The sequence below is a fragment of the Bradyrhizobium sp. Ash2021 genome, assembly GCF_031202265.1.
Lineage (GTDB): Bacteria > Pseudomonadota > Alphaproteobacteria > Rhizobiales > Xanthobacteraceae > Bradyrhizobium.
The window spans coordinates 2,815,020-2,837,576 of sequence record NZ_CP100604.1; the positions used below are offsets into that span (position 1 = coordinate 2,815,020).

Consider the following 22,557-nt stretch of genomic DNA (forward strand, 5'->3'; position numbering starts at 1 on the left):
TCATTCCACTCCCGGGATCGGGTACTGTTGCAGTACCTCTTTGTAATAGGGTTCGTTGTCCATCTTCATGGTCGCGAGCACGCGGACCACGGCGCAGTAGAAGGCGATGGTGAGCACGAGATCGGTCATGTGCTCGTTGGAGAGTTCCTGCTTGATCTCGGCGAAAGTCTTGTCCGACATCGCAAGCTCGCGCACCATTTCGCGCGCGCCTCTCAGAATCGCTTTCGCCAGCGGTTCCAGCTTCGAGGGTTTGCCCTCAGTGTCGGCCATCATGCCCTGGATGTCGTCGTCGGTGACGCCAAAATCCTTGCCGATCTTCACGTGATGCGTGAACTCATATTCGGATTTTTCCATCCAACCGACCTGCAGGATCGCAAGCTCCCGCAAGCGCGGGTCGAGCTTGCTCTTGTGGCGGATATAGCCGCCGATGCCGGAGAAGGCGCGGGCCATGTCGGGCGAGTTGACCAGTAGCTTGTGCAGATTGGTGTTGCGCTTGAGCATGTCGCGATATTCGGGGGCGACCTGATCGGCTTCGAGGTAGGGCAGGCGGGCCATATTGTTGTTGTCCTTGTTGGCGCGATCGCATCGCGATGCCCGATGCGACGAAGTTGTTTTCAGTCAGCCATAGAGCTCTTTGTGCTCGCGCTGGTAATTGGCGTAGGAATCCTTGATGCTGGCGAGGTTGAGCAGCATGGTGGCGACCGGCTTGCCGTCGGCGGCGAACGCCGTGGTGCGCACCCACATGCTCTCGGTGCGGCGGCTGCCCGAGAGCGCGACCACTTCGCGCTCGGTAGTGTAGCTCTCGCCGACGAAAATCGGACCGCGCAATAACCGGATTTCCTGGTCCGCGAACAGTCCGACGGCGGGGCCGCGGACCGGCAAGCGGTCCTCGCGCGCGCGGTATTGAAACAGCACGCTCAGCATCTCCATGGGGACGATCGGCCGGCCCCAGGGATTGTCGCTTCCGGAATAATAGGCTGATGGCTCGGTGATGACCTTCAGCTTTTCGCGCAGCGAAAACGGATAGAGATCGCCCATGTTCTGGTCGAAATCCATTTTGACGGTCTGCCGGCCGGTCTTCATGCCGACCGTGAGATCGCCGAGGATCACGGGATCGGCGAGCGGCTTCAATTCCCCGAGCCGCTGATGCAGCGCCGTCTCGGTTCCGTCCTGGCCGACCGACGCGGTGCCGCGCAGGATCTCGGTGCCGTCACGTTTGGTCATCCCGATCGCGCAGGATTTTTCGCCCGGCTTCGGCGTTGCTATGTTCGCCTGCACCTCCTCGCCCTCGAAGGCGGGGTTGCGATAATGCGCTGACAGGCAGCCGGTTTCGAACCACGCCTTGCCCCAGATTTTCTCGCAGAGCGGCGCGAACTGGCTGAAATGGGTCGGCCCCTCGATGGTGCCGCCCTGAAAGCCCAGTTTTTGCGCGGTGGCATCGTCGTGGATCGACGCGTGGGAGTCGTAGACCTGGGCGTGGAGCATCTGCGCCGGCCGCCGCCACGGCCCGAACAGCGCATTGTCGCGCTCCGTTATCTCGGTATTAAACGCCGCTGACGTCATCCTTCGCCTTTCCTTGGGTCTCTCCCTTTACCGCCAGCGTTTCAAAGATGCGTGGTTTCGGCAAGGGGCCATCGCCGGACACCGCGCGCGCCAGATATGCCCTGCAGCCATGGATTGGGGCTGTGCATGCATAGCAAAACCGGTGCATTCTGTTTCCGAACGAGACCGGTTGGAACAACCGGCAAGAAACGAAACGGCTGATGCGGACGGGGAACAGGCAATGGCGTTGATGGAAGTTGGGCTGGACGACAAGTACCGGCTGGATGCGAAGCGCATATTTTTGTCCGGTACGCAGGCGCTGGTCCGGTTGCCGATGCTGCAGCGCGAACGCGATCGCGCGCAGGGTCTCAACACCGCAGGCTTCATCTCCGGTTATCGCGGCTCGCCGCTCGGCATGTACGATCACGCGCTGTGGCGCGCAAAGTCCTTCCTCAAAGGGCACGACATCGAATTCGCGCCGGGCCTCAACGAAGATCTGGCGGCGACCGCGGTGTGGGGCAGCCAGCAGGTCGGAATGTTTCCCGGCGCCAGGGTCGATGGCGTGTTCGGCATCTGGTACGGCAAGGGGCCCGGCGTCGACCGTTCCATCGATGCACTCAAGCATGCCAACTCGGCCGGCACCTCGCCTAATGGCGGTGTGATTGCGCTCGCCGGCGACGACCATGGTTGCCAGTCCTCGACGCTCGCCCATCAGAGCGAACAGGTGTTTGCGGCGGCGCTGATGCCGGTGGTCAATCCCGCCACGCTGCAGGATTATCTCGATCTCGGCATCCTCGGCTTTGCGCTGTCGCGTTATTCCAGCTGCTGGGTCGGCTTCAAGGCGATCTCCGAGACGGTGGAAAGCTCGGCCTCGATCGTGAGCGACCCTGACCGCATCAAGATCATCATGCCCGACGATTTCGAGATGCCGCCGGGTGGGCTCAGTATCCGCTGGCCCGATGCGCCGCTCGATCAGGAGCGCCGGCTGCACGGCCCGAAGATGGACGCGGTCGCGGCCTTTACCCGTGCCAATCGCTTCGACCGGATCGTGCTGGATAGCAAGCCGGCCCGGCTCGGCATCATGGCGACCGGAAAAGCCTATCTCGATCTCAGGCAGGCGCTGGCCGATCTCGGCATATCGGATGCGGAAGCGCAGGCGCTGGGGCTACGCATCTACAAGGTGGCGCTGACCTGGCCGCTGGAGCAGGCCGGCGCCCGTGCCTTTGCCGAGGGCCTGCAGGACGTGCTCGTGGTCGAGGAGAAGCGCGGTTTTATCGAAGATCAGCTCCTTCGTATTCTTTACAACATTGACGCTTCAAGACGCCCGTCCGTCGTCGGTAAGCGCGACGAGACCGGCGCGCCCCTGTTGCCGAGCGAAGGCGAATTGACGCCGACGATGGTAGCTGCTGCGGTTGTCGCGCGGTTGCGCAAGCTCGGGCATCGCAGCCCCGCGCTGGAACAGCGCCTTGCCAAGCTTGAGGCGTTCGACCGGCCCGCCGATGCGGGCGGCGCGGCAAAGCTGCAGCGCACCCCGTATTTCTGTTCGGGCTGCCCGCACAACACCTCGACAAAGGTGCCCGAGGGCAGCCGCGCGATGGCCGGCATCGGTTGTCACGGCATGGCGCTCTCGGTGCCGAGCCGCCGGACCGCGACGATCTCGCATATGGGCGCGGAGGGCGTCACCTGGATCGGCCAGGCGCCGTTCACCACCGAGCAGCACGTGTTCCAGAATCTCGGCGACGGCACCTACACCCATTCGGGCCTGCTGGCGCTGCGCGCCGCTGCAGCCGCGGGCGTCAACATCACCTACAAGATCCTCTACAACGACGCGGTCGCAATGACCGGCGGCCAGCCCGCCGAGGGCGGCTTGACGGTGTCGCAAATCGCGCATCAGGTTTCGGCCGAGGGTGCGAAGCGCCTGGCTATTGTCTCCGACGAGCCCGAGAAATATCCGGCGAATTATTTTCCGGCCGGCGCCACCGTGCATCACCGCCGTGACCTTGATGCCGTGCAGAAGGAATTGCGCGATGTCAAAGGTCTCTCGGTCCTGATCTACGACCAGACCTGCGCGGCGGAAAAGCGCCGGCGCCGCAAGCGCGGGCTCTATCCGGATCCGCCGAAGCGCGTCTTCATCAACGAGCGCGTCTGCGAAGGCTGCGGCGACTGCTCGCAAACTTCCAATTGCGTCTCGGTGCAGCCGCTGGAGACCGAGCTCGGCCGCAAGCGGCGGATCGACCAGTCGAACTGCAACAAGGATTTTTCCTGCATCGAGGGCTTCTGCCCGAGCTTCGTCACCGTGCATGGCGGCAAGCTGCGCAAAGCCGACCGCACCGCGGCCGATCCGTCGGCGCTGTTCGCTGATTTGCCGCTGCCTTCGGTGCCGGCGCTGGATGGCGCCTTCAATATCCTGGTCACCGGTATCGGCGGCACCGGCGTCATCACCATCGGCGCGCTGCTCGGCATGGCCGCCCATGTCGACGGCAAGGCCTGCTCGACGCTCGACTTCACCGGCCTGTCGCAGAAGAACGGCGCGGTCATGAGCCACGTCCGCATCGCGCCATCGCCGGACGATCTCTCAACCGTCCGTATTGCGCCGGGCGGCGCCAACCTCATCCTCGGCTGCGACATCGTGGTCGCCACCAGTATTCCGGCGCTGAGCCGGGCCGAGCGCGGGGTCACGCGGGCGATCGTCAATGTCGATCTGCTGCCGACCGCCAGCTTCGTGATGAATCCCGACATCGATTTCGAAGCCGGCGCGATGCGCAATTCGCTCAACGAGGCCGTCAGCGCGTCCGATCTCGACATCCTCGACGCCACCGGCCTTGCCACCGCGCTGATGGGCGACAGCATCGCCACCAATTCCTTCATGCTCGGCTTTGCGTTCCAGCGCGGTACCATTCCGCTGTCGCTGGAAGCAATCATGAAGGCGATCGAGCTCAATGGCGCCGCGATCGAGATGAACAGGCTGGCGTTCTCGTGGGGCCGGCTCGCCGCGCACGATCTGCAACGCGTGGTCAGCGCCGCGCGCTTCAAGAATTCAGGCGCGGCGCCGGTCAAGCGGACGCTTGATGAGGCGATCGCCTTCCGCGCAAAATTCCTCGCCGACTACCAGGACGAGGCCTATTCGGCGCGCTATCTCGCGCAGGTCGAGCGCGTTCGCGCCGCCGAACTGTTGGCCGCGCCCGGATCGCATGAACTGACCGAGACGTTTGCCAAAGGCCTGTTCAAGCTGATGGCCTACAAGGACGAATATGAGGTGGCGCGGCTTTATACCGACGGCGAATTCGCAAAGGCGCTGAAGGAGCAGTTCGACGGCAATCCCGGCGTCAAGGTCAGCCTCGCGCCGCCGCTGCTGGCGCAACGCGACAAGACCACCGGACATCTGCGCAAGCGCGAGTTCGGTCCGTGGGTATTCGGCGCGTTCAAGATGCTGGCGCGCCTCAAGTCGCTGCGCGGCACGGCGTTCGACATCTTCGGTTACACCGCCGAGCGCCGGATGGAGCGGGCGCTGCCGGGCGAGTATTCGGCGATGATCCTCGGGCATCTCGATGGCAAGAAGCCGATCGACTGGCTACGGCTGGTGGCGCTGGCGAAAGCGGTGGAGCAGGTGCGCGGCTATGGCCACGTCAAGGAAGCCAATGTTGCGCGCTATCGCCAGGAATGCGCGCGGCTCGAAAGCGCCCTCGGGCAGCCCGTCGCGGCGGAAGCCGCCGAATAGGGCCGGTTTCACCGGCCGCGGGAACTTTCCGCTGACGGCGTGGTGCACCGGTAACCTTGCCGGCAGGATCGGCTGGCATTGCCGGGCCGGCTCCCTACATGATGTCTGTTGGATTTTTAGTCATTTCAGGAGGCCGCAGATGGTCCTGAAAAGCACTTTTGCCGTCGCGCTTTGTACCGGGCTTTTGGCTTTGAGCGGCCTGGCGATGGCTGATGACTACCGTCCTGATGAGTTCCTCGGCCTCGACCTCTCCAAGGCGATATTGTCGCCGAAGCGTCTCGGCCCGGATACCGAATTCGCGCCGGTTCCGGTCGAAGCCAAGGCCGAGCGCCGCGACGGAGCGCGCGGCGAACTGAGCGCCGATCGCAAGATCGTCCGCACGACCAAGGTGACGGTTGCGCACGTCGAGCATCCGCGCGGCGCGGCGCGCGTCAACGAACATTCGCGCGGCGCGGCCCGCGTCAAGCTTGCGAAGCGGCACAGCAATCCGCTCGATGCGCAGGCGCGCGATACGCGGATCCAGACCTGGCCGTGCAGGTCCGGCGGCATCTGCAACTGGCAGCGGTAAGGCTTTCGTCTTCGCTGCGAGTCATCCATCTGTCGTAAAACCGTAAGTCGGGAGTCAAGTTGAGCGGGCATCTTTCGTCATGATTCGACGAGGGCGGCTCAATGACGATTGCGATACGCGCCAGGCGGGGACTGACGCGACGTCAGCTGTTGGTCCGTTCGGCGTCGACGGTCGCGCTGGCCGGATTGGGGGGAGTTGCAAAGCCTTATCTCAGCCGTGCGGCGGATCGTCCGGGCATCGGTTGCGGGATTCAATCGGGCGACGTCTCGGCGGAATCAGCGGTGATCTGGGCGCGGGCCGACCGGCCGGCGCGGATGCAGGTGGAATGTTCGACCGTCGAAAGTTTTGCGAGCATCCTGCGCACCGGCTCCGCCGATGCCTTGCCGGACAGCGACTTCACCGCAAAACTGCTGCTCGACGGCCTGCCGTCAGGGCAGGATATCTTTTATCGGGTGCGGTTTGAAAGCATCGACACGCGCGGGATATCGGGCGAGACCCAGACCGGGCATTTTCGCACCGCGCCGACGAAGCAAGGTTCGGTCTCGTTCGTCTGGTCGGGTGATACCTTGGGCCAGGGCTGGGGCATCGATCCCGCGCGCGGCGGCTTGCGAACCTATCGCACCATGCGCGACAATCGCCCGGACTTCTTCATTCATTCCGGCGATCACATCTATGCCGATTGTCCGGTACCGTCCGAATTGAAGCTGCCGAACGGCGATATCTGGCGCAACATCGTCACCGAAGAAAAATCCGTGGTCGCCCACAGCCTGGCGCAGTTTCGCGGCAACTACAAGTACAACTGGCTCGACGACAATTTGCGCGCCTTCCATGCCGAGGTGCCGATGCTGGCGCAATGGGACGACCATGAGGTGACCAACGACTGGTCGCCGGTCGGCTCTGCCGACGAGACCGGCTATGCCGAGGACGGCACCTCAAATCTGGTGGCGCGCGCCCGCCGCGCGTTCCACGAATTCATGCCGATGCGCGCCATGCCCGAGCGGGATGGCCGGGTCTATCGCAAGGTCGCCTACGGCCCGCTGCTCGACGTGTTCCTGATCGACATGCGCAGCTACCGCGATTCCACCTGGAACAAGCGCGACGATAAGAGCGAAACTTTCATCCTCGGCCATGCGCAACTGGCCTGGCTGAAACGCGAACTCGCCGCCTCTGAGGCCACCTGGAAAGTGATCGCTGCCGACCTGCCGATCGGGCTGGTCAGCGAAGACGCCATCGCGCTCGGCGACGGTCCGCCGCAGCGGCGCGAATGCGAGATCGCCGATTTGCTGTCATTCATGCAGCGCGCCGGCATCCGCAATGCGGTGTGGCTGACCGCCGACATGCATTATACGGCCGCGCATCATTACGATCCGAACCGCGCGGTGTTCCAGAATTTCGAGCCGTTCTGGGAATTCGTCTCCGGCCCCCTGCATGCCGGAACCTGGGCGCCCGGCGAGCTCGACAACACGTTTGGCCCGAAGGCGATGTTCCAGAAGGGCTGCACGGCCGAGCAGGGCGAGAATCTAGCGCCCTGTTTCGGGCTGCAGTTCTTCGGCCGCGTCGATATCGACGGCGAGAGCAAGGTCATGACCGTAACCCTGAAGGATGTCGACAACCGCGACCTATGGTCGGTCGATATCGAGCCGCGGCCGGACGCGCGGCCCGGTCAGATGGTGGCGCAGCATATCTGAGCGGCACTTTCGGCTGCAAACGTTTCGGTTCAGGGCGTCACCAGCCAGTAGCCGCCCACGACCAGCAGCGTGGACAGCAACAGCAGCGTGCCGGCCACGCCGAGAATGATCGCCGGCAATTCATGCGATTCCAACCACTCTCGCATCGCCCTGACCATCGCTATGCTGACCTTATCTTGATTTGCACGCCGCCTTGCCGGCATTCTATCCATTAGCGGCTTGTCCCCCTCAATGAAATACCCCGTTCACGCGGCTTTCGCGGCGCATGCGGGTGTTTTGACGTCTTTTGGAGTAACCCATGGAACATCTGCAAACCCAGGGCATCAGCCTGCCCAGGCTCGGGCTCGGCACCTATCGCATGCAGGGCGATGCCTGCCGCGCCGCGGTCGAGAGCGCGCTGGGGCTCGGCTATCGTCATATCGACACCGCCGAGATGTACGGCAACGAGGAGGCGGTTGGGGCTGCGATCGCCGCCTCAGGCGTCGCCCGTAAGGATTTGCATGTCACGACAAAGGTCTGGAACGAAAATCTGGCGCCGGAAGCGATCCGCCGGGCGTTCGACGCCTCCTTGAAAAAGCTTGGGCTCGATCAGGTCGATCTCTATCTCGTGCATTGGCCGGCGAAGAACATGAACCTGCCGGCGATTTTCGAGACCCTGATGAAGCTGCAGCAGGAGGGTCGCACCCGCGCCATCGGCGTCGCCAATTTCAACATCGCGCTCTTGAAGACGGTCGTCGAGGACATCAAGGCGCCGATCGCCTGCAACCAGGTCGAGTATCACGTGATGCTTGACCAGACCCCGCTGCGGAAATATCTCGCCGCCAAATCGATCCCACTGGTGGCCTATTGCCCGCTGGCGCAGGGCCGCGCGGCCTCGGACGAGGCGCTGGCCGCGATCGGCGCTAAGCACAATGCCAGCGCCGCGCAGGTGGCGCTGAAATGGCTGCTCGACCAGGACGGCACCGCCGCGATCCCCAAGGCGTCGCGGCCTGAGAGCCAGCAGGCCAACCTCGACGCGCTGAAAGTGAAACTCGATGACGCGGATCGCAAGGCGATTGCGGGGTTGCCGAAGGGCAAACGCTGTGTAAATCCGGGCTTCGCGCCGGCATGGGATTGAGGGCGATTCCTTCTTTTTCCGTCCGCCGAAATTCAGGTTTTAGCTACACACCGGCTGTGGTTCCGTCCATACTGGGCCACATCCAAGGGAGGTCAAGAAATGCGTGAAGCCGTTATCGTTTCCTATGCACGTACCGGACTGGCGAAGTCCGGCCGCGGCGGGTTCAACATCACCCCGCCGATGTCGATGGCGGCCCACGCCATCAAGCACGCCGTCGAGCGCGCCGGCGTCGACAAGGACTATGTCGAGGACTGCTATCTCGGCAATTGCGCGCATGGCGCGCCCAATATCGGCCGTCAGGCCGCGCTGCTCGCCGGCATGCCGAAATCCACCGCCGGCGTTTCGGTGAACCGTTTCTGCTCCTCGGGCCTGCAGACCATTGCGATGGCCGCCAACTCGATTCGCTCGGACGGCGCCGAATGTATCGTGGCCGGCGGCGTCGAAAGCATCTCGATCCCGGGCGGCGGTTCGCCGAAGGAATCGATCGATCCGGACCTGCTGAAAGCGGCGCCTGACATCTTCATGGCGATGATCGACACCGCCGATATCGTCGCCGAGCGTTACAAGCTCAGCCGCGAATACCAGGACGAGTATTCGCTGGAATCGCAACGCCGCATGGCCGCCGCCCAGCAGGCCAACAAGTTCAAGGACGAAATCGTCCCGATGAAGACCAAAATGAAGGTGGTCGACAAGGCGACGAAGGCGGAAAGCATTGTCGACTACGTCGTCGACAAGGACGAGTGCAACCGGCCGGACACCACGATGCAAGGCTTGGCAAAACTCGAGCCGGTGAAGGGCCCCGGCAAGTTCGTCACCGCCGGCAACGCCAGCCAGTTGTCGGATGGTGCTGCCGCCGTCGTGCTGATGGAAGCCAAGGACGCGGAGAAGCGCGGCCTCAATCCGCTCGGCCGCTTCGTCGCCTGGGCGGCGGCGGGCTGCGAGCCGGACGAGATGGGCATCGGCCCGATCTACGCCGTGCCGAAGCTGCTCAAGCGCCACGGCCTCAAGGTCGACGATATCGATCTCTGGGAGCTCAATGAGGCGTTCGCCAGCCAGTGCCTCTATTCGCGCGACCAGCTTGGCATCGATCCCGAGAAGTACAACGTCAACGGCGGCTCGATCGCGATCGGCCATCCCTTCGGCATGACCGGCGCTCGGCTCACCGGCCACATCCTGCAAGAGGGCCGTCGGCGCAAGGCCAAGTGGGGCGTGGTTACCATGTGCATCGGTGGTGGCCAGGGCGGCGCAGGGCTGTTCGAAATCTATAGCTGAGACGCCTGGAGCATGATCGGTTCTGATTGCATCAGAACCGAAGCTCCAGATTCTTGTTTTGACGCGTTTTCTTCACGCGAACCGGTATCCACTTCGCTCGAAAACGCTTTAGCTGTTCGCAAAGAAAATGGCCCCGCGAGGGGCCATTTTCCGTTCAGGCGTGTCGGTCTCAATAGTCGCGATGCCGCTTGATGACCGTGACCCGGTCATGATCATGATGCCATCCGCGATGCCAGCCGTAATCTCGATGCTCGCGATATTCAGCACGCGCGCCGTAGCCGTGATGATAGCCGCCGCGCTTCACCACTATGGTCTCCGCACTTGCAATCGACGGTGCCGCAATGGCGATCGCGCCAAGCGCGGCTAAAACATATCCAAACTTCTTCATGATGTTCTCCTCGGTTGAGCTGATTAAACTTCGCATCGATGCGAACGTTCCTCGGGAATCCGAAGAGAATTCTGAACAGATGTTCACACGAGATTCTTGACGCGTATCTCGCGCACTTTCTTGCATGGTGGCTTTGCGGCGTCGGCATTCGGGTGAGGGGGACTCTCTGCGAGTCGAATGCGTGGAGGTCCCTTCACCCCGCAGCCATCATTTCGAGTGGGCATGTCAGTGGGCAAGTGCCCTCGCTCGACAGCTTGCGCAAAGCCGGCACCCGGCGCATCATCGCCCCATAAAAAACATATCAGGGGGAGCGCTGCCATGACCGGGGTTTCACGCCGTCATTTTCTGAGCCTGACTGGATCGGCCGCGGCCGCCGCACTCTCCGGAGGCGCTAACGCCGCGATGGGGCCGAACGACAAGTTCGATCTCGTGATCAAGGGCGGTGACGTGCTCGATCCCAGCCAGTCGCTGCGCGGAAAGCGCGACATCGGCATTCGCTGGGGCGTGATCGAGACGATCGAGAACGAGATCCCGGCTGCCCGCGCCTCGAAGACCATCGATGCCTCGGGCAAGCTCGTGACGCCGGGCCTGATCGACCTGCATTGCCACGTCTACCCTTACGGCTCGGCGATCGGCATTCCCGCCGACGAACTGGTGCAGTTTCAGGGCACGACTACGGTGGTGTCGGCGGGCGACGCCGGCGTCAACAATCTGGCCGCGCTGCGCCGCTACATCGTGGCGCAGTCGCGCGCTCGGATTTACGCCTTCGTCCATATCGCCAATAACGGCCTGTCGGCCTTCCCCGTGGCCGAGCTCTACAATATCGACAACGCGCAGGTCGAAGCCTGCGCCATGGCGCTTGCGGAAAACCCGGATTTCCTGATCGGCGTCAAGGTCCGGATGTCGGAGAACGTGATCTACAAGCACGGGCTCGAACCGTTGAAGCGCGGTATCCAGGCCTGCGAGATGTGCGGCTGGCCGGCCAGGATGATGGTGCATATCGGCGGCGTCGAGACCGGGGCGCTGATGTCGGATATCCTCAACCTGTTGCGGCCGGGCGACGTCCTCACCCACGCCTATTCCGGCGCGCCCAATAACGCGGGCACCTTCACTAACATCGTGCAGGACGGCAAGCTGTTGCCGGCGGCGCTCGCCGCCAAGCAGCGCGGCGTGATCTTCGACGTCGGCCATGGCGGCGGCAGCTTCGATTTCACGGTGGCGGAAGTCGCCATTCCCGGCGGCTGCACGCCTGATACCATCTCTTCCGACATGCACGTCTTCTCCGGCAATTCGCCCGGCATGCCGTTCCTGCCGAACGTGATGAGCAAGTTCATGGCGATGGGCTTTACGCTGGAGCAGGTGGTGACGATGACAACCTCGGCGCCCGCCAAAATCATCAACCGTGCGCCGAAGATCGGCACGCTGCAAATTGGCGCCCCCGGCGACGTGTCGATCATGGATCTGGTGGAGGGGCCGGTCACTTTCGTCGACACCCGCAACAACAAGCGCGACGGTAAGGCGCTGCTGAAACCGGTGCAGACCGTGATCAACGGCGTGCCGTTCGGCCGACCCTATCAATCACCGTTCGCGGTGCGGTAGATCTGCCCACGTCAGGGGAGCGGGCTTGCATTATTAGTCGTAGCGGTAGCGCTTGACGGCGTCCTCGTTCCATTCCACGCCCGCGCCGGGTCGGTTTGGGACCGTGAGCAAGCCGTCTGATATCTCAAAAGGCGCGGCCAGGATCGGATCGGCCCAATCCTGCCATTCCAGCCAATGCGCGGTTTCGGTCACGCGCATCAGATGCGCCGAGTATTCGGGATAGAGGTGCGTGGACATCTCGACGCCGGCGGTACCGGCGATCGCTGACGCCCGCATCCAGCCCGTCACTCCGCCGATACGCATGAGATCGGGCATCACATAGTCTCCGGCTCCAATCGACAGGGCATGATGCAAGGCGCGCGGCCCGTAGAAATTCTCGCCGAGTTGCACGGGTGTCTTTAGCTCCCTTGTCAGCCGGACATAGCCTGCAAGATTGTTGTAGGCGATCGGTTCCTCGAACCAGTAAAGGCCTTGCTCGTCGAGCGCGTGACAGCGGTGCAGCGCGTCGCCGAGGCTGAGACCCTGATTAAAATCGACCATCAGCTTGATATCCGCGCCGACCGCGGCGCGCACACCCTCTATCGCCGCAAGATCGTCGGCCAATCTGTCGCGGCCCAGCCGTAACTTGAGGCCCTTGAAGCCGCCTTCGGCCACAAGAGCCTGAGCGTCGTCGCCCAAAGCGTGGACATCGGTGAGCCAAAGACCGTTGCTGTTATAGGCGGGAACCGGGCCGGTCGAGCCGCCCAACAAGACCGCGAGCGGCATGCCCGCCGCTTTTGCCAGCGCATCCCATGCCGCCATGTCGAGCCCGGATACGGCGATCATCGACACGCCTTCGTATCCGATCAGGTTCAGACCTCTGCGTCCGTTCTGAAAATCCTCGGATGGCCGGATGGCGTGGCCTTTGCGTGCGTCGGCAAGATCGTGGATCGCGGGCACGATGTAGCGCGCCGAATGCTTCAAATAAGGTTCGAGATAGCTGCGACCGACAATCCCTTCCTCGGTTGCAAGATCGATCAGAATAATCGGCCATTGATCGAACAGACCGACCTTGGACACCACCGGCCGGCGCAGCGGCACCAGCACCGGCCGGACCGTCACGGATCGGAATGTGAGTTTCTCGAAAACCACCGGGTCCTCCCACAAACGGCATGCGCTGCGCTTGCGATCATCCGCCCTCGGATCAGGCATCGCTCGGCCGCTGCATTCGAAGGCGGGAGCGTGGTGTTGTAAATTCACTAACCGGTATACATTCCCCGCGAGGAGGACGACAGATGCCGCGTTCCCCGGCGCCCACCCGGCAGACCATTCTCGATGCGGCCTACAGGCTGTTCCGCCGCAACGGATTCGTGCGCGTGAGCATGGACGAGATCGCAACGTCAGCCGACGTCACCAAACGCACGCTGTATTATCACTTCACCAGTAAGGATGAACTTCTCGCCGAGGTGCTCGAGGCGCAACACGCGCTCGCACTGGCCGCCTTCCGGACCTTTGGCGAAGGCCTCGGCGGCTCACCGGAGGCCATCGTCGATCAACTCTTCAAGGATCTCGCCGTCTGGTCGGACCAGCCGCGATGGGCCGGCTCCGGGTTTACGCGGCTCGTCATCGAGCTTGCCGATCTTCGCGGGCATCCCGCGCGCCTGATCGCGCGCCGTCACAAGGCGATGCTCGAGAGCCATCTCGCGGATCTCCTGGCAAAGGTTCAGGTCAAGTCGCCGCGAGAACTTGCCCGCGAGATCTGGCTGCTTTCCGAGGGGGCAATCTCGCTGATTTTGATCCACGGTGACCGCAGCTACGCTTCCGCCGCCGCGGAGGCGGCCAGGAAACTCATTTGGTCAAAATCTACGGTTCGAAAGAAGGTGCGTCGCCGCATCCGTTCGCAGTGAGGCGAAGTGCTGGATTAACCCAGTTGCTTCTGCTGAGCGCGGCTGTCGCCGATGATGTCGGCAATGACGGCGCCCATCACCAGCGCGCCGCCGATGAGAACCCGGGGCGCGGGAACTTCGGCAAAGGCCAGCCATACCCAAAACGGCATCAGCGGCGTTTCCAGCGTGCCGATCAACGTCGCCTGTCCGGACGGCAGCCGGCGCGAGCCCAGGATGAACAGCGTCAGCCCCAGCGCGACCTGAAAGAATCCGAACATCGCCAGCACGAACAGGTTGTTTCCCGTTACGCCGGTGATCGCATGCGCGAAGGGAATGCTGACAACGCTGCCCAGGAAGTTCGACAGTGCCGCCGCGGCCACCATCGGCGTGTGCCTGTGCGTCCGGATGGTGACGGTCATCGCTGCGATCGCTGTCGTCATGAGGCAGGCCAGGGCGATCCCAAGCAAATCGGAACTGGCGCTTGTATTGCCGACGATGATGGCAACGCCGCAGAGCGCCACGAGGCTGGCCACCATGGTTTGCCAGCGCGCGGCCTCCCGCAACCATAGCCAGGCGAACGCCGCGGCGACGAAGGGGCCCGTTGCGATGATGATAGCGACATTCGATACGCTGGTGAGTTGCAGGGCGGGAATGAAGCACACCATGCCCAGCGTCGACAGCGAGGCGACCAGCCAGCCGCCCTTTCCCATCCGCAGCAGGTCCTTGAGGCCGGCCCGGCCCTGCGTCAGCACCAGGACGGCCGCGATCAGGCCGCCGCCGAACAGGCCCCGCCAGAACAGGATCGTCCAGGAATCGAGCGGAAGCAGTTTTGTGAAGAATGGCGCCGTGCTCCATGCCACGGCCGCGGCGACGACGAGGATGATGCCCGTGCGGCGTTGCGAAGCGGTTTCCGTCATCAAGGACACCGGTCTGACGAGCCGCCTGATCGTTCAGGCCCGAGCCTGCTTCTCGACATTGGCGCTTCGCGCCGGCACGCCGAACTCCTTGCGGCACACTTCGGCGAGCACGGCGACGCCTTCGCGGATTTGCTGATGCGAGGGGCTGGCAAAACAGAGCCGCAGACGGCTGCCGGCATAGGCCTTGTTGGTCGACCATTCCGGCCCCGGGTTGATGGAGACGCCGGCGGCGAGCGCCGCCTGATAGAGTTTTAGCGTATCGACATTGTCGGGAAGCTTCACCCACAGGAAGATGCCGCCCGCAGGCGCCTCGAACTCGGCCGAGGTGCCGAACTGCTCGTTCAGCGCCTCCATCAGCGTGTCGAGTTTGGCGCGCAGGCCGCGTGTCAGTTTCGGCACATGGGTGGAAAAGTGCGGCGCGCAATATTCCGCCAGCACCATCTGCTCCAGCGCGCCACTTCCGGCGTCGGTCTTCAGCGCCAGCATCCGCGACATCATTTCCCAGGGCGCCACGATGAAACCGACCCGCAGCGCCGGCGCAATCGATTTGGAAAACGACCCGATGTGGATGACGCTGTTGTTCCTGGCCATGGCGTAGATCGCCGGCGGGCGCTGGCCGTTCCAGATCAGATCGGCGTAGCAATCGTCTTCGAAGATCGGCACGCCGTATTGTTGCGACAGCCTTAGCATCTCGGCGCGCCGCGTCTCCGGCAGGATGCTGCCCGTCGGGTTCTGCACGGTCGGGATGGTGTAGATGTATTTCGGTGTGATGCCGCGGCTTTTGTGGTCGGCCAGTGCTGCCGCCAGCGCATCCATCCGCATGCCCTGATCGTCGAGCGGAATGCCGACCGCGTTGACGCCAAGCCGCGTCAGCCGGTTCAGCAAACCCTGATAGGTCTCCTGCTCGATCAGCACGGTATCGCCGCGCGCCAGCAAGGTCTGGTTGACGAGGTCGAGCGCCTGCAGCGAGCCCGAGACGATCAGGATGTCGTCGGCGCTGCAGTCGATCCCGGCATCGCGCTTGAGTTTTTTGGTCAGGAATTCACGCAGGGGAAGATAGCCCTGCGGACCGTGGGCGAGATTGTAGGTCGCGAGGGCCTTGCCTTCGCGCTGGAGCACGGCCGTGATCGCGTCGACCAGGCCGTCGACCGGAACCTGATCGGGGTCATTGTTGCCGCCGACAAAGCTGTACTTTGCCAGTCCGGTCCATCGCGCCGCGGGCGCGGGCAATCCCGCCGGGAGCAGGGGCGCGAAATCGAAACGTGCGGCGGTAGACATGGACATTCACTCCCGTTTTGTTTTCGTTGAGAAAGCGGTCTGCGCCGCTTTCTTGCAGTCTAGTTGTTCCTGACGATCCGGATCGGCCGCCCTTGGCTGATGAAGGCATAATGCCCGGCGCCGACGCCGCCGACCATCAGCGCTTCCACGGCAGGCTCCGCGATCTCTGCCGTGGCGGCCCAGTCGATCACGAAATTGGCGCCGGTGCCGCCGCGGACGTCCGTGGCGGCGATGGACACCTCGATGGTCGCGAACGGCTTGAGCGCGATCGGTGTCTTAAGGTAGCTTTCCACCACTTTGCCGGATGTGTCGAAATAGGCGATCCGCTTCAGCACCAGCGGCCTGGTTTCCGAGGCGTTGTGGACGCTGAGCGTGACCGAAAAATCCGCCCGCAGCTTGCCCTGGCTCATTGACACGCTGGAATAGACCGGCACGTAAAATGAACCGGAAACGGCGAGGTTATCGGCGGGCACCGCGGTAAGCGATCCGGCAAAATTCTGCTCGATGGTGCCGGAGGTCTGCGCTGCGGCGCGGGGCGAATACAGGATCGGCAGACTGACCAGAATCGCGAGAAAAAAGCCCGTTATGCGGCTGTGACACATCGCTGGTTTGCCCCTCACATCCCGCATGACAGGTGGAAAATTCCGTGAAAAACGCCTACGGTCTGTTTCCGGCGCCCGCTTCTTGCTTTTTATGGCATGCGACCATGGCGATTGTAACCGGACCTCGTCAATGATTTTTCCTGTCCGGGCCCGCCCGTAGCATGCCGTTCTGCGGCGCCCGGTCAGCGACGTTCTGCCCTGCGTATTGACGCTGGCGCGGGGTTCCGAGTCCGGCTAATGCACTTCCTGAAAAGGGAGAGATCCGAACAAAATGGCCGATACGATCCAGGAAGTTCTGCAAGCCTTTGCCCGCGGCGAACTCGTGGTCGTCACCGATGATGACGACCGGGAAGGCGAGGGCGATTTGATCGTCGCGGCCTCGCTGTGCACGGCCGAGAAGATGGCGTTCATTATCCGCCACACGTCGGGCATCGTCTGCGCGCCGATCACCACCGACGATGCGCGCCGGCTGCGGCTCGATCCGATGGTGGCGCATAACGAATCCAATCACACCACCGCGTTTACGGTTTCAATCGACTACAAGCCCGATGCCGGCACCGGCATTTCCGCCGACGAACGCGCCTCCTGCTGCCGCGCGCTCGCCAATCCCAATGCCGGCGCCAATGATTTCGCGCGGCCCGGCCACATCTTCCCGCTGATCGCCCGTGACGGCGGCGTGCTGCTGCGCTCCGGCCACACCGAAGCGGCCGTCGATCTCTGCAAGCTCTCCGGCCTGCCGCCGGTCGGCGTCATCTCCGAGTTGATGAACGACGACGGCACCGTGATGAAGGGCGAGCAGGTTGCGCGCTTCGCCGCCACCCACATGCTCAAGCACGTCACGATCGCTGACATGATCGCCTATCGCCAGGCGCGCGAAAAACTGATCGAGCGGGTCGCGACCTTTACGACGGATAGCCCGATCGGCCCGTTGCAGGGCTATGCCTATCGTTCGCCGTTCGATGAAATCGCGCACGCCGCGTTCGTCTATAATGGCATCGGCGACGGCAAGAACGTGCTGACGCGGCTGCACAAGCCCAATATCGTAAAGGACCTCTTCACCGGCCAGGCGCGGATGCAGATCGTGCTGCGGCATTTCAAGGATGCCGGCCGCGGCGTGCTGGTGTATCTGCGCGACGGCGCCGCCGGGGTTCCGGTTGAGCCGGTCGGCGAACAGAAATCCGCGGAGGCCGATCGTAACCGGCAGTGGCGCGAAGTCGGTGTCGGGGCGCAAATCCTGCGCGACCTCGGCGTCACCTCGATCCGGCATCTGACGTCGTCGGTGCACGACTACAAGGGACTGTCCGGTTTCGGCATCGAGATCGTGTCCAACGAGCGGCTCGAGGAATGAACGTTGTCATTCCGGGGCGCATCGAAGATGCGAACCCGGAATCTCGAGATTCCGGGTTCGATGCTTCGCATCGCCCCGGAATGACAGAGCACCCAATTCAATTGCGCTTCCGCCGATAGCGCATTAATTTGGCCGGCAATTCCGTGAGGACAGTGATGCGAAAGGGATTTTCATGAGCGTGCGCCCTCAGACCAAGGACAAACCGACTACCGCGAGCTTTCAGTGGGACGATCCGTTCCTGCTCGACGAGCAGTTGACCGAAGACGAACGCATGATCCGCGACACCGCGCGCGCCTACGCGCAGGATAAATTGCTGCCGCGCATCACCAAAGCCTATCTGGAAGAAAAGACCGATCGCGAGATTTTCAACGAGATGGGCGAGCTTGGCCTGATCGGCATCACGCTGCCGGAAGAATATGGCTGCGCCAATGCCAGCTACGTCGCCTATGGCCTCGTGGCCCGCGAGATCGAGCGCGTCGATTCCGGCTACCGCTCGATGAATTCGGTGCAGTCGTCGCTGGTGATGCATCCGATCTACGCCTATGGCGATGAGAACCAGCGCAAGAAATATTTGCCGAAACTAGCCACCGGCGAGTGGGTCGGCTGCTTCGGCCTGACCGAGCCGGATGCCGGTTCCGACCCCGGCGGCATGAAGACCCGCGCCGAGAAGGTATCCGACGGCTACCGGCTGACCGGCAGCAAGATGTGGATTTCCAACGCGCCGATCGCCGATGTGTTCGTGGTTTGGGCGAAATCAGCCGCGCATGACAACCAGATCCGCGGCTTCATCCTCGAGAAGGGCATGAAGGGCCTGTCGGCGCCGAAGATCGGCGGCAAGCTCTCGCTGCGGGCCTCGATCACCGGCGAGATCGTAATGGATGGCGTGGTGGTGCCGGAAGAAGCACTATTGCCCAACGTCTCCGGCCTGAAGGGACCGTTCGGCTGTCTCAACCGCGCCCGCTACGGCATTTCCTGGGGCGCGATGGGCGCCGCCGAGGACTGCATGCACCGCGCCCGGCAATACACGCTCGACCGCAAGCAGTTCAACCGGCCGCTGGCGGCGACACAGCTGGTGCAGAAGAAGCTCGCGGACATGCAGACCGAGATCGCGCTCGCCCTGCAGGCCTCATTGCGCGTCGGCCGCCTGATGGACGAAGGCAAGATGGCGCCGGAAATGATCTCGATCGTCAAGCGCAACAATTGCGGCAAGGCGCTCGACATCGCGCGCGTCGCCCGCGATATGCATGGCGGCAACGGCATCCAGATCGAATATCACGTGATGCGCCACACCGCGAATTTGGAAACCGTGAATACCTATGAAGGCACCCACGACGTCCACGCGCTGATTCTGGGCCGCGCGATCACCGGCATTCAGGCGTTTTCGTAAGCTTCTACTACTCCGACCTCATCCTGAGGAGCCCGCGTCTTCGCGGGCGTCTCGAAGGATGGCCGCGCGACAAATCTTGCCCGATGCTTCGAGACGGCCCTGCGGGCCTCCTCAGCATGAGGGTTCGGTGGGAAGCGCGCGTTACATACAGGTATCCCCCATGGCCGATAACGACGACATCCCGTTCAACCGCGACTTCCCGCTCAAGCCCGGTGTGGCCGAGGAAGCCCGTCCCGGCGTGCGCCGCGTTCTCTGCAACAATCCGAGCCCGTTCACCTTCACCGGCACGGTCAGCTACATCGTGGGCAAGGGCAATGTCGCGATCATCGATCCCGGTCCGGACGACGAGGCGCATGCCAAGGCTTTGCTCGATGCCGTCCGCGGCGAGACCGTGACGCATATTCTGGTCACCCATACCCATCGCGATCACTCGCCGAACACCACCAGGATCAAAGCCGCGACCGGCGCCACCGTCTATGCCGAAGGTCCGCATCGCGCCTCGCGGCCGCGCTTCGAGAGCGAGAAGCACAATCCGGAATCCGGCGCCGACCGCGCCTTCAAACCGGATGTCGAGGTGAAGAACGGCGACGTGATCGAGGGATCGGGCTTTGCGCTCGAAGCGGTGGCTACTCCCGGCCACACCGCCAATCACCTGGCGTTCGCCTGGCCGGAGCGAAAAATCAGTTTCGTCGGCGACCACGTGATGGGCTGGTCGACCTCGATCGTGGCGCCGCCGGACGGTTCGATGATCGACTACATGGCGTCGCTGGCAACGCTGGAGAGCCGGCCGGAAGATTTGTATTTCTCGGGCCACGGGCCGGAAATTCAGCAGGGCCCGCGCTTCGTCCGGTTTCTGACCCGGCACCGCAGGGCGCGCGAAGCCTCGATCCTGCATCGCCTCGCCAAGGGCGAAACCGACATTCCGACCATGGTGCGCGCGATCTACATCGGCCTCGACCCGCGGCTGTCGGGCGCCGCCGGCTATTCCGTGCTGGCGCATCTGGAAGACCTGGTCGCGCGCGGCATCGTGGCAACCGATGGCGATCCCGTGATCGGCGGGAACTATCGGATGGCTTGATCGGAGTCATTCCGGGGCGTGCGAAGCACGAACCCGGAATCTCGAGATTCCCCGATGCGCAATTGCGCATCTGAGGTTCGCGCTAATGCGCGCCCCGGAATGACGCGCTTTCGCGCGTCACTTCTTCACCGTCTTCGGCAGCGTCTTCGCCGGCGCCTGCGGCTTCTTCGGCACCACCGGCTTGGCGTTGTCGACGGCGTTGTTGATGTCATCGATCAGTTTGGTGACCCGCGCGGCGTTGCTGCCGAGATCGCTGTCGAAATAGCGTGACGCCGAGCGGATATCGACCCGCGAATCCTCGCCGTCGGGGGTGACGCGAATCGAGACGTCCTCGCGGAATCCCATGATCGGCGTCCGCGCCACCGCCTCGATGCGGCCGATGCGGCGCGGCAGCTGCGGCGGCCGCTCGTCGATCACAAGCCATTTGCGTTTGGTGACCAGTTGCAGCGCGACCTCATAGGCCCGCTGCACCGGCACTTCGAGTTCCACGGTCTCGATATCGGGATAGGCTTGCCGCTGCTGCTCGGCCGAATAGAGTCCGGTATAAACCGCGGAATTGGCGCCTTCGCCGCTGCGCAGCCGCGCCAGCGCCTCGAACCGCGGCGGATCGATCGGATCGGTGGTGATGTCGTGGATCGGCGGCAGCCTGCGATATTGCAGGCCGAGATAGGCCGGGTAGGCGAGGATGACGGCGTCGATCAGGAGCGCCAGCAGGATCCGGCTCATTCCGCGCGAGCCGTTCTGCCAGATCGCGGCAAAGGCGGCCAGCCCGACCAGGATGGAGAGCCCGGCGCAGGCTAGCGCGCCGAAGAACGTCGCCAGCGCCGGCTTCATCTCGAGGAAGCCGAAGCGGACGATGATGATCGAGACCACGACCGCCACCAGCGAGAAGATCGCGAGGTTGCGCGCCCATGTGGCGAGGCTGGACACGGGCTCCGACTGGTAGGGAGCGGAAAACCTGCGGGCCATCGGTCAAATAACTGCTGGTTGGAACCTGGCCGGGGCCAAAAAAGCCGGGCTGCTGGCCCGTGTGAGACCACGGACTAACGGCGATTTCAAGGGTGTTTGGGGTGGTGCTTTTGCCCTAGATGTGGAGCCTCAACAGGTTGTCCTCGGTCAAGCCGAGGCGGCTGATGGGTGGTTTGGACTTTAGACTGCTGTGTGGTCGATGCCAGTTATATCGATGCAGCCAGATCGGCAGGTGCTGAGCCCGATGATCGGATGTGAGATAGGCTTGGGCATAGGCCCATTCGCGCAACGAGGTTTGGACGAAGCGCTCGGCCTTGCCGTTGGTTTTCGGCGTATAGGGCTTAGTGCGCAGGTGCTTGATTTTGAGCAGGCGCAATGCCTTAGGGTAACGACGGGATCGGAAGCTAGTGCCGTTGTCGGTCATGACACGATAGACTTTGACGCCATGGGCCCTGAAGAAGCGCAACGCGTTAAAGAGAAAGCTCAGGCAGGATCGACGTTTTTCATCGGGCAAGATTTCCGAATAGGCGACGCGGGAATGGTCGTCGATTGCCAGGTGCAGATATTCCCAACCGACCCTGCGGCTCTTGCTTTGGCGATCGCCGGTGATGCGGTGGCCGACTTGCTCGAAACGGCCCAGCTTTTTGATATCGATGTGGATGATCTCGCCGGGGTGTTCGCGCTCGTACCGGCGCACCGGTTCGGCCGGCTCCAGTGCCGAGAGCTTGTTGATGCCGAGCCGCTGCAGGATGCGGCTGACGGTCGCCGGAGACACGCCGACCTCGACCGCGATCTGCTTGCCGGTGTAGCGCTGGCGGCGCAAGGCCTCAACCACGGCGCATGTGGCGGGCGCCGTTTGGCTTGGCAATGAAAGAGGCCTGGAGGAGCGGTCGCGCAAACCATCGACACCGCCTGCGCGGAACCGTTCGACCCATTTGGCGACGGTCTTTGGCGTGGTGTTGAACTGGCGCGCGGCGGCCGCTTTGCTCAGTCCCGCTGCCACACTCCGCACCATGGCCTCTCGACCTTTCGGCGTCAGGGGAGCATTCTTATGGCTGTTCATCTGGTCTCTCCGTGGAACACTGAAGCTTCGCAACCTCAGCTTCCTCGGTTCGGACCAGATGGACAACCTCCTGAAAGCCCACACCTAGATCGTCATGGCCGGGCTTGTCCCGGCCATCCACGTCTTAAACCTTTGCGCCAAGAAGGCGTGGATGCCCG

Annotated in this window: 19 protein-coding genes; 10 read left to right on the forward strand and 9 right to left on the reverse strand. The window is 63.1% G+C overall.

All coding sequences use genetic code 11. The annotated features are described in order from the left end of the window. Together NL528_RS13585 and NL528_RS13590 are read right to left on the reverse strand one after the other, a co-directional pair. The gene (locus NL528_RS13585; RefSeq protein WP_309183162.1) at positions 1-555 is read right to left on the reverse strand and encodes a carboxymuconolactone decarboxylase family protein; all 555 of its coding nucleotides are present in this window, start codon (positions 553-555) and stop codon (positions 1-3) included. A 63-nt stretch (positions 556-618) separates the two neighbouring features. Continuing rightward, complete coding sequence (locus NL528_RS13590; protein ID WP_309183163.1) at positions 619-1,563, reverse strand: hypothetical protein; 945 nt, start codon at positions 1,561-1,563, stop codon at positions 619-621. Between the two features lie 220 nt (positions 1,564-1,783). On the opposite strand from NL528_RS13590, the gene NL528_RS13595 reads away from it, so the two are divergent. The 5 genes from NL528_RS13595 (at position 1,784) to NL528_RS13615 (ending at position 9,905) form a co-directional block, all read left to right on the forward strand. Continuing rightward, positions 1,784-5,260 carry an indolepyruvate ferredoxin oxidoreductase family protein gene (locus NL528_RS13595; protein WP_309183164.1) on the forward strand — a complete coding sequence of 1,159 codons (3,477 nt, stop codon included), beginning with the start codon at positions 1,784-1,786 and terminating at the stop codon, positions 5,258-5,260. A gap of 139 nt (positions 5,261-5,399) precedes the next feature. After that, positions 5,400-5,828: a hypothetical protein gene (locus NL528_RS13600; protein WP_309183165.1), complete on the forward strand. Its 429-nt coding sequence runs from the start codon at positions 5,400-5,402 to the stop codon at positions 5,826-5,828. A gap of 101 nt (positions 5,829-5,929) precedes the next feature. Beyond that, a complete protein-coding gene (locus NL528_RS13605) occupies positions 5,930-7,516 on the forward strand; it encodes an alkaline phosphatase D family protein (RefSeq protein ID WP_309183166.1) in 1,587 nt (528 codons plus the stop codon). Positions 7,517-7,814: 298 nt separating this feature from the next. Then, positions 7,815-8,633 carry an aldo/keto reductase gene (locus tag NL528_RS13610; protein WP_309183167.1) on the forward strand — a complete coding sequence of 273 codons (819 nt, stop codon included), beginning with the start codon at positions 7,815-7,817 and terminating at the stop codon, positions 8,631-8,633. A gap of 99 nt (positions 8,634-8,732) precedes the next feature. Next, positions 8,733-9,905, forward strand: a complete 1,173-nt coding sequence (locus NL528_RS13615) for an acetyl-CoA C-acyltransferase (protein WP_309183168.1) — start codon at positions 8,733-8,735, stop codon at positions 9,903-9,905. Positions 9,906-10,074: 169 nt separating this feature from the next. On the opposite strand, the gene NL528_RS13620 is transcribed toward NL528_RS13615, so the two are convergent. Continuing rightward, positions 10,075-10,293, reverse strand: a complete 219-nt coding sequence (locus tag NL528_RS13620; protein WP_309183169.1) for a hypothetical protein — start codon at positions 10,291-10,293, stop codon at positions 10,075-10,077. Between the two features lie 318 nt (positions 10,294-10,611). Here NL528_RS13620 and NL528_RS13625 point away from each other — a divergent pair, with 318 nt between their 5' ends. Further along, on the forward strand, positions 10,612-11,892 hold the full coding sequence (locus NL528_RS13625; RefSeq protein ID WP_309183170.1) for an amidohydrolase/deacetylase family metallohydrolase: 1,281 nt from the start codon (positions 10,612-10,614) through the stop codon (positions 11,890-11,892). 33 nt (positions 11,893-11,925) lie between these two features. On the opposite strand, the gene NL528_RS13630 is transcribed toward NL528_RS13625, so the two are convergent. Continuing rightward, positions 11,926-13,023 carry an enolase C-terminal domain-like protein gene (locus NL528_RS13630; protein WP_309183171.1) on the reverse strand — a complete coding sequence of 366 codons (1,098 nt, stop codon included), beginning with the start codon at positions 13,021-13,023 and terminating at the stop codon, positions 11,926-11,928. Positions 13,024-13,166: 143 nt separating this feature from the next. Between NL528_RS13630 and NL528_RS13635 the strand changes: the two genes are divergently transcribed. Then, positions 13,167-13,778, forward strand: coding sequence for a helix-turn-helix domain-containing protein (locus NL528_RS13635; RefSeq protein WP_309183172.1), 612 nt, complete (start codon positions 13,167-13,169; stop codon positions 13,776-13,778). A gap of 14 nt (positions 13,779-13,792) precedes the next feature. Here NL528_RS13635 and NL528_RS13640 read toward each other — a convergent pair whose 3' ends face one another. Genes NL528_RS13640 through NL528_RS13650 form a run of 3 tightly spaced genes read right to left on the reverse strand, consistent with a single transcriptional unit; the run spans position 13,793 to position 16,554 of the window. Then, positions 13,793-14,674 (reverse strand): DMT family transporter, encoded by an 882-nt coding sequence (locus NL528_RS13640; protein ID WP_309183173.1) that lies wholly within the window; start codon positions 14,672-14,674, stop codon positions 13,793-13,795. A gap of 33 nt (positions 14,675-14,707) precedes the next feature. After that, positions 14,708-15,952: a PLP-dependent aminotransferase family protein gene (locus NL528_RS13645; protein WP_309183174.1), complete on the reverse strand. Its 1,245-nt coding sequence runs from the start codon at positions 15,950-15,952 to the stop codon at positions 14,708-14,710. 59 nt (positions 15,953-16,011) lie between these two features. Beyond that, positions 16,012-16,554, reverse strand: a complete 543-nt coding sequence (locus NL528_RS13650; protein WP_309183175.1) for a DUF3124 domain-containing protein — start codon at positions 16,552-16,554, stop codon at positions 16,012-16,014. Positions 16,555-16,825: 271 nt separating this feature from the next. Between NL528_RS13650 and ribB the strand changes: the two genes are divergently transcribed. The 3 genes from ribB (at position 16,826) to NL528_RS13665 (ending at position 20,367) form a co-directional block, all read left to right on the forward strand. After that, the gene (gene ribB / locus NL528_RS13655) at positions 16,826-17,902 is read left to right on the forward strand and encodes a 3,4-dihydroxy-2-butanone-4-phosphate synthase (RefSeq protein WP_309183176.1); all 1,077 of its coding nucleotides are present in this window, start codon (positions 16,826-16,828) and stop codon (positions 17,900-17,902) included. Between the two features lie 172 nt (positions 17,903-18,074). Beyond that, positions 18,075-19,289 (forward strand): acyl-CoA dehydrogenase, encoded by a 1,215-nt coding sequence (locus NL528_RS13660; RefSeq protein ID WP_074279823.1) that lies wholly within the window; start codon positions 18,075-18,077, stop codon positions 19,287-19,289. Positions 19,290-19,449: 160 nt separating this feature from the next. Beyond that, a complete protein-coding gene (locus NL528_RS13665) occupies positions 19,450-20,367 on the forward strand; it encodes an MBL fold metallo-hydrolase (protein WP_309183177.1) in 918 nt (305 codons plus the stop codon). A gap of 117 nt (positions 20,368-20,484) precedes the next feature. On the opposite strand, the gene NL528_RS13670 is transcribed toward NL528_RS13665, so the two are convergent. Further along, the gene (locus NL528_RS13670; protein ID WP_309183178.1) at positions 20,485-21,336 is read right to left on the reverse strand and encodes a DUF1499 domain-containing protein; all 852 of its coding nucleotides are present in this window, start codon (positions 21,334-21,336) and stop codon (positions 20,485-20,487) included. Between the two features lie 115 nt (positions 21,337-21,451). Next, positions 21,452-22,399 carry an IS481 family transposase gene (locus NL528_RS13675; RefSeq protein WP_309183179.1) on the reverse strand — a complete coding sequence of 316 codons (948 nt, stop codon included), beginning with the start codon at positions 22,397-22,399 and terminating at the stop codon, positions 21,452-21,454. Positions 22,400-22,557 lie beyond the last annotated feature (158 nt).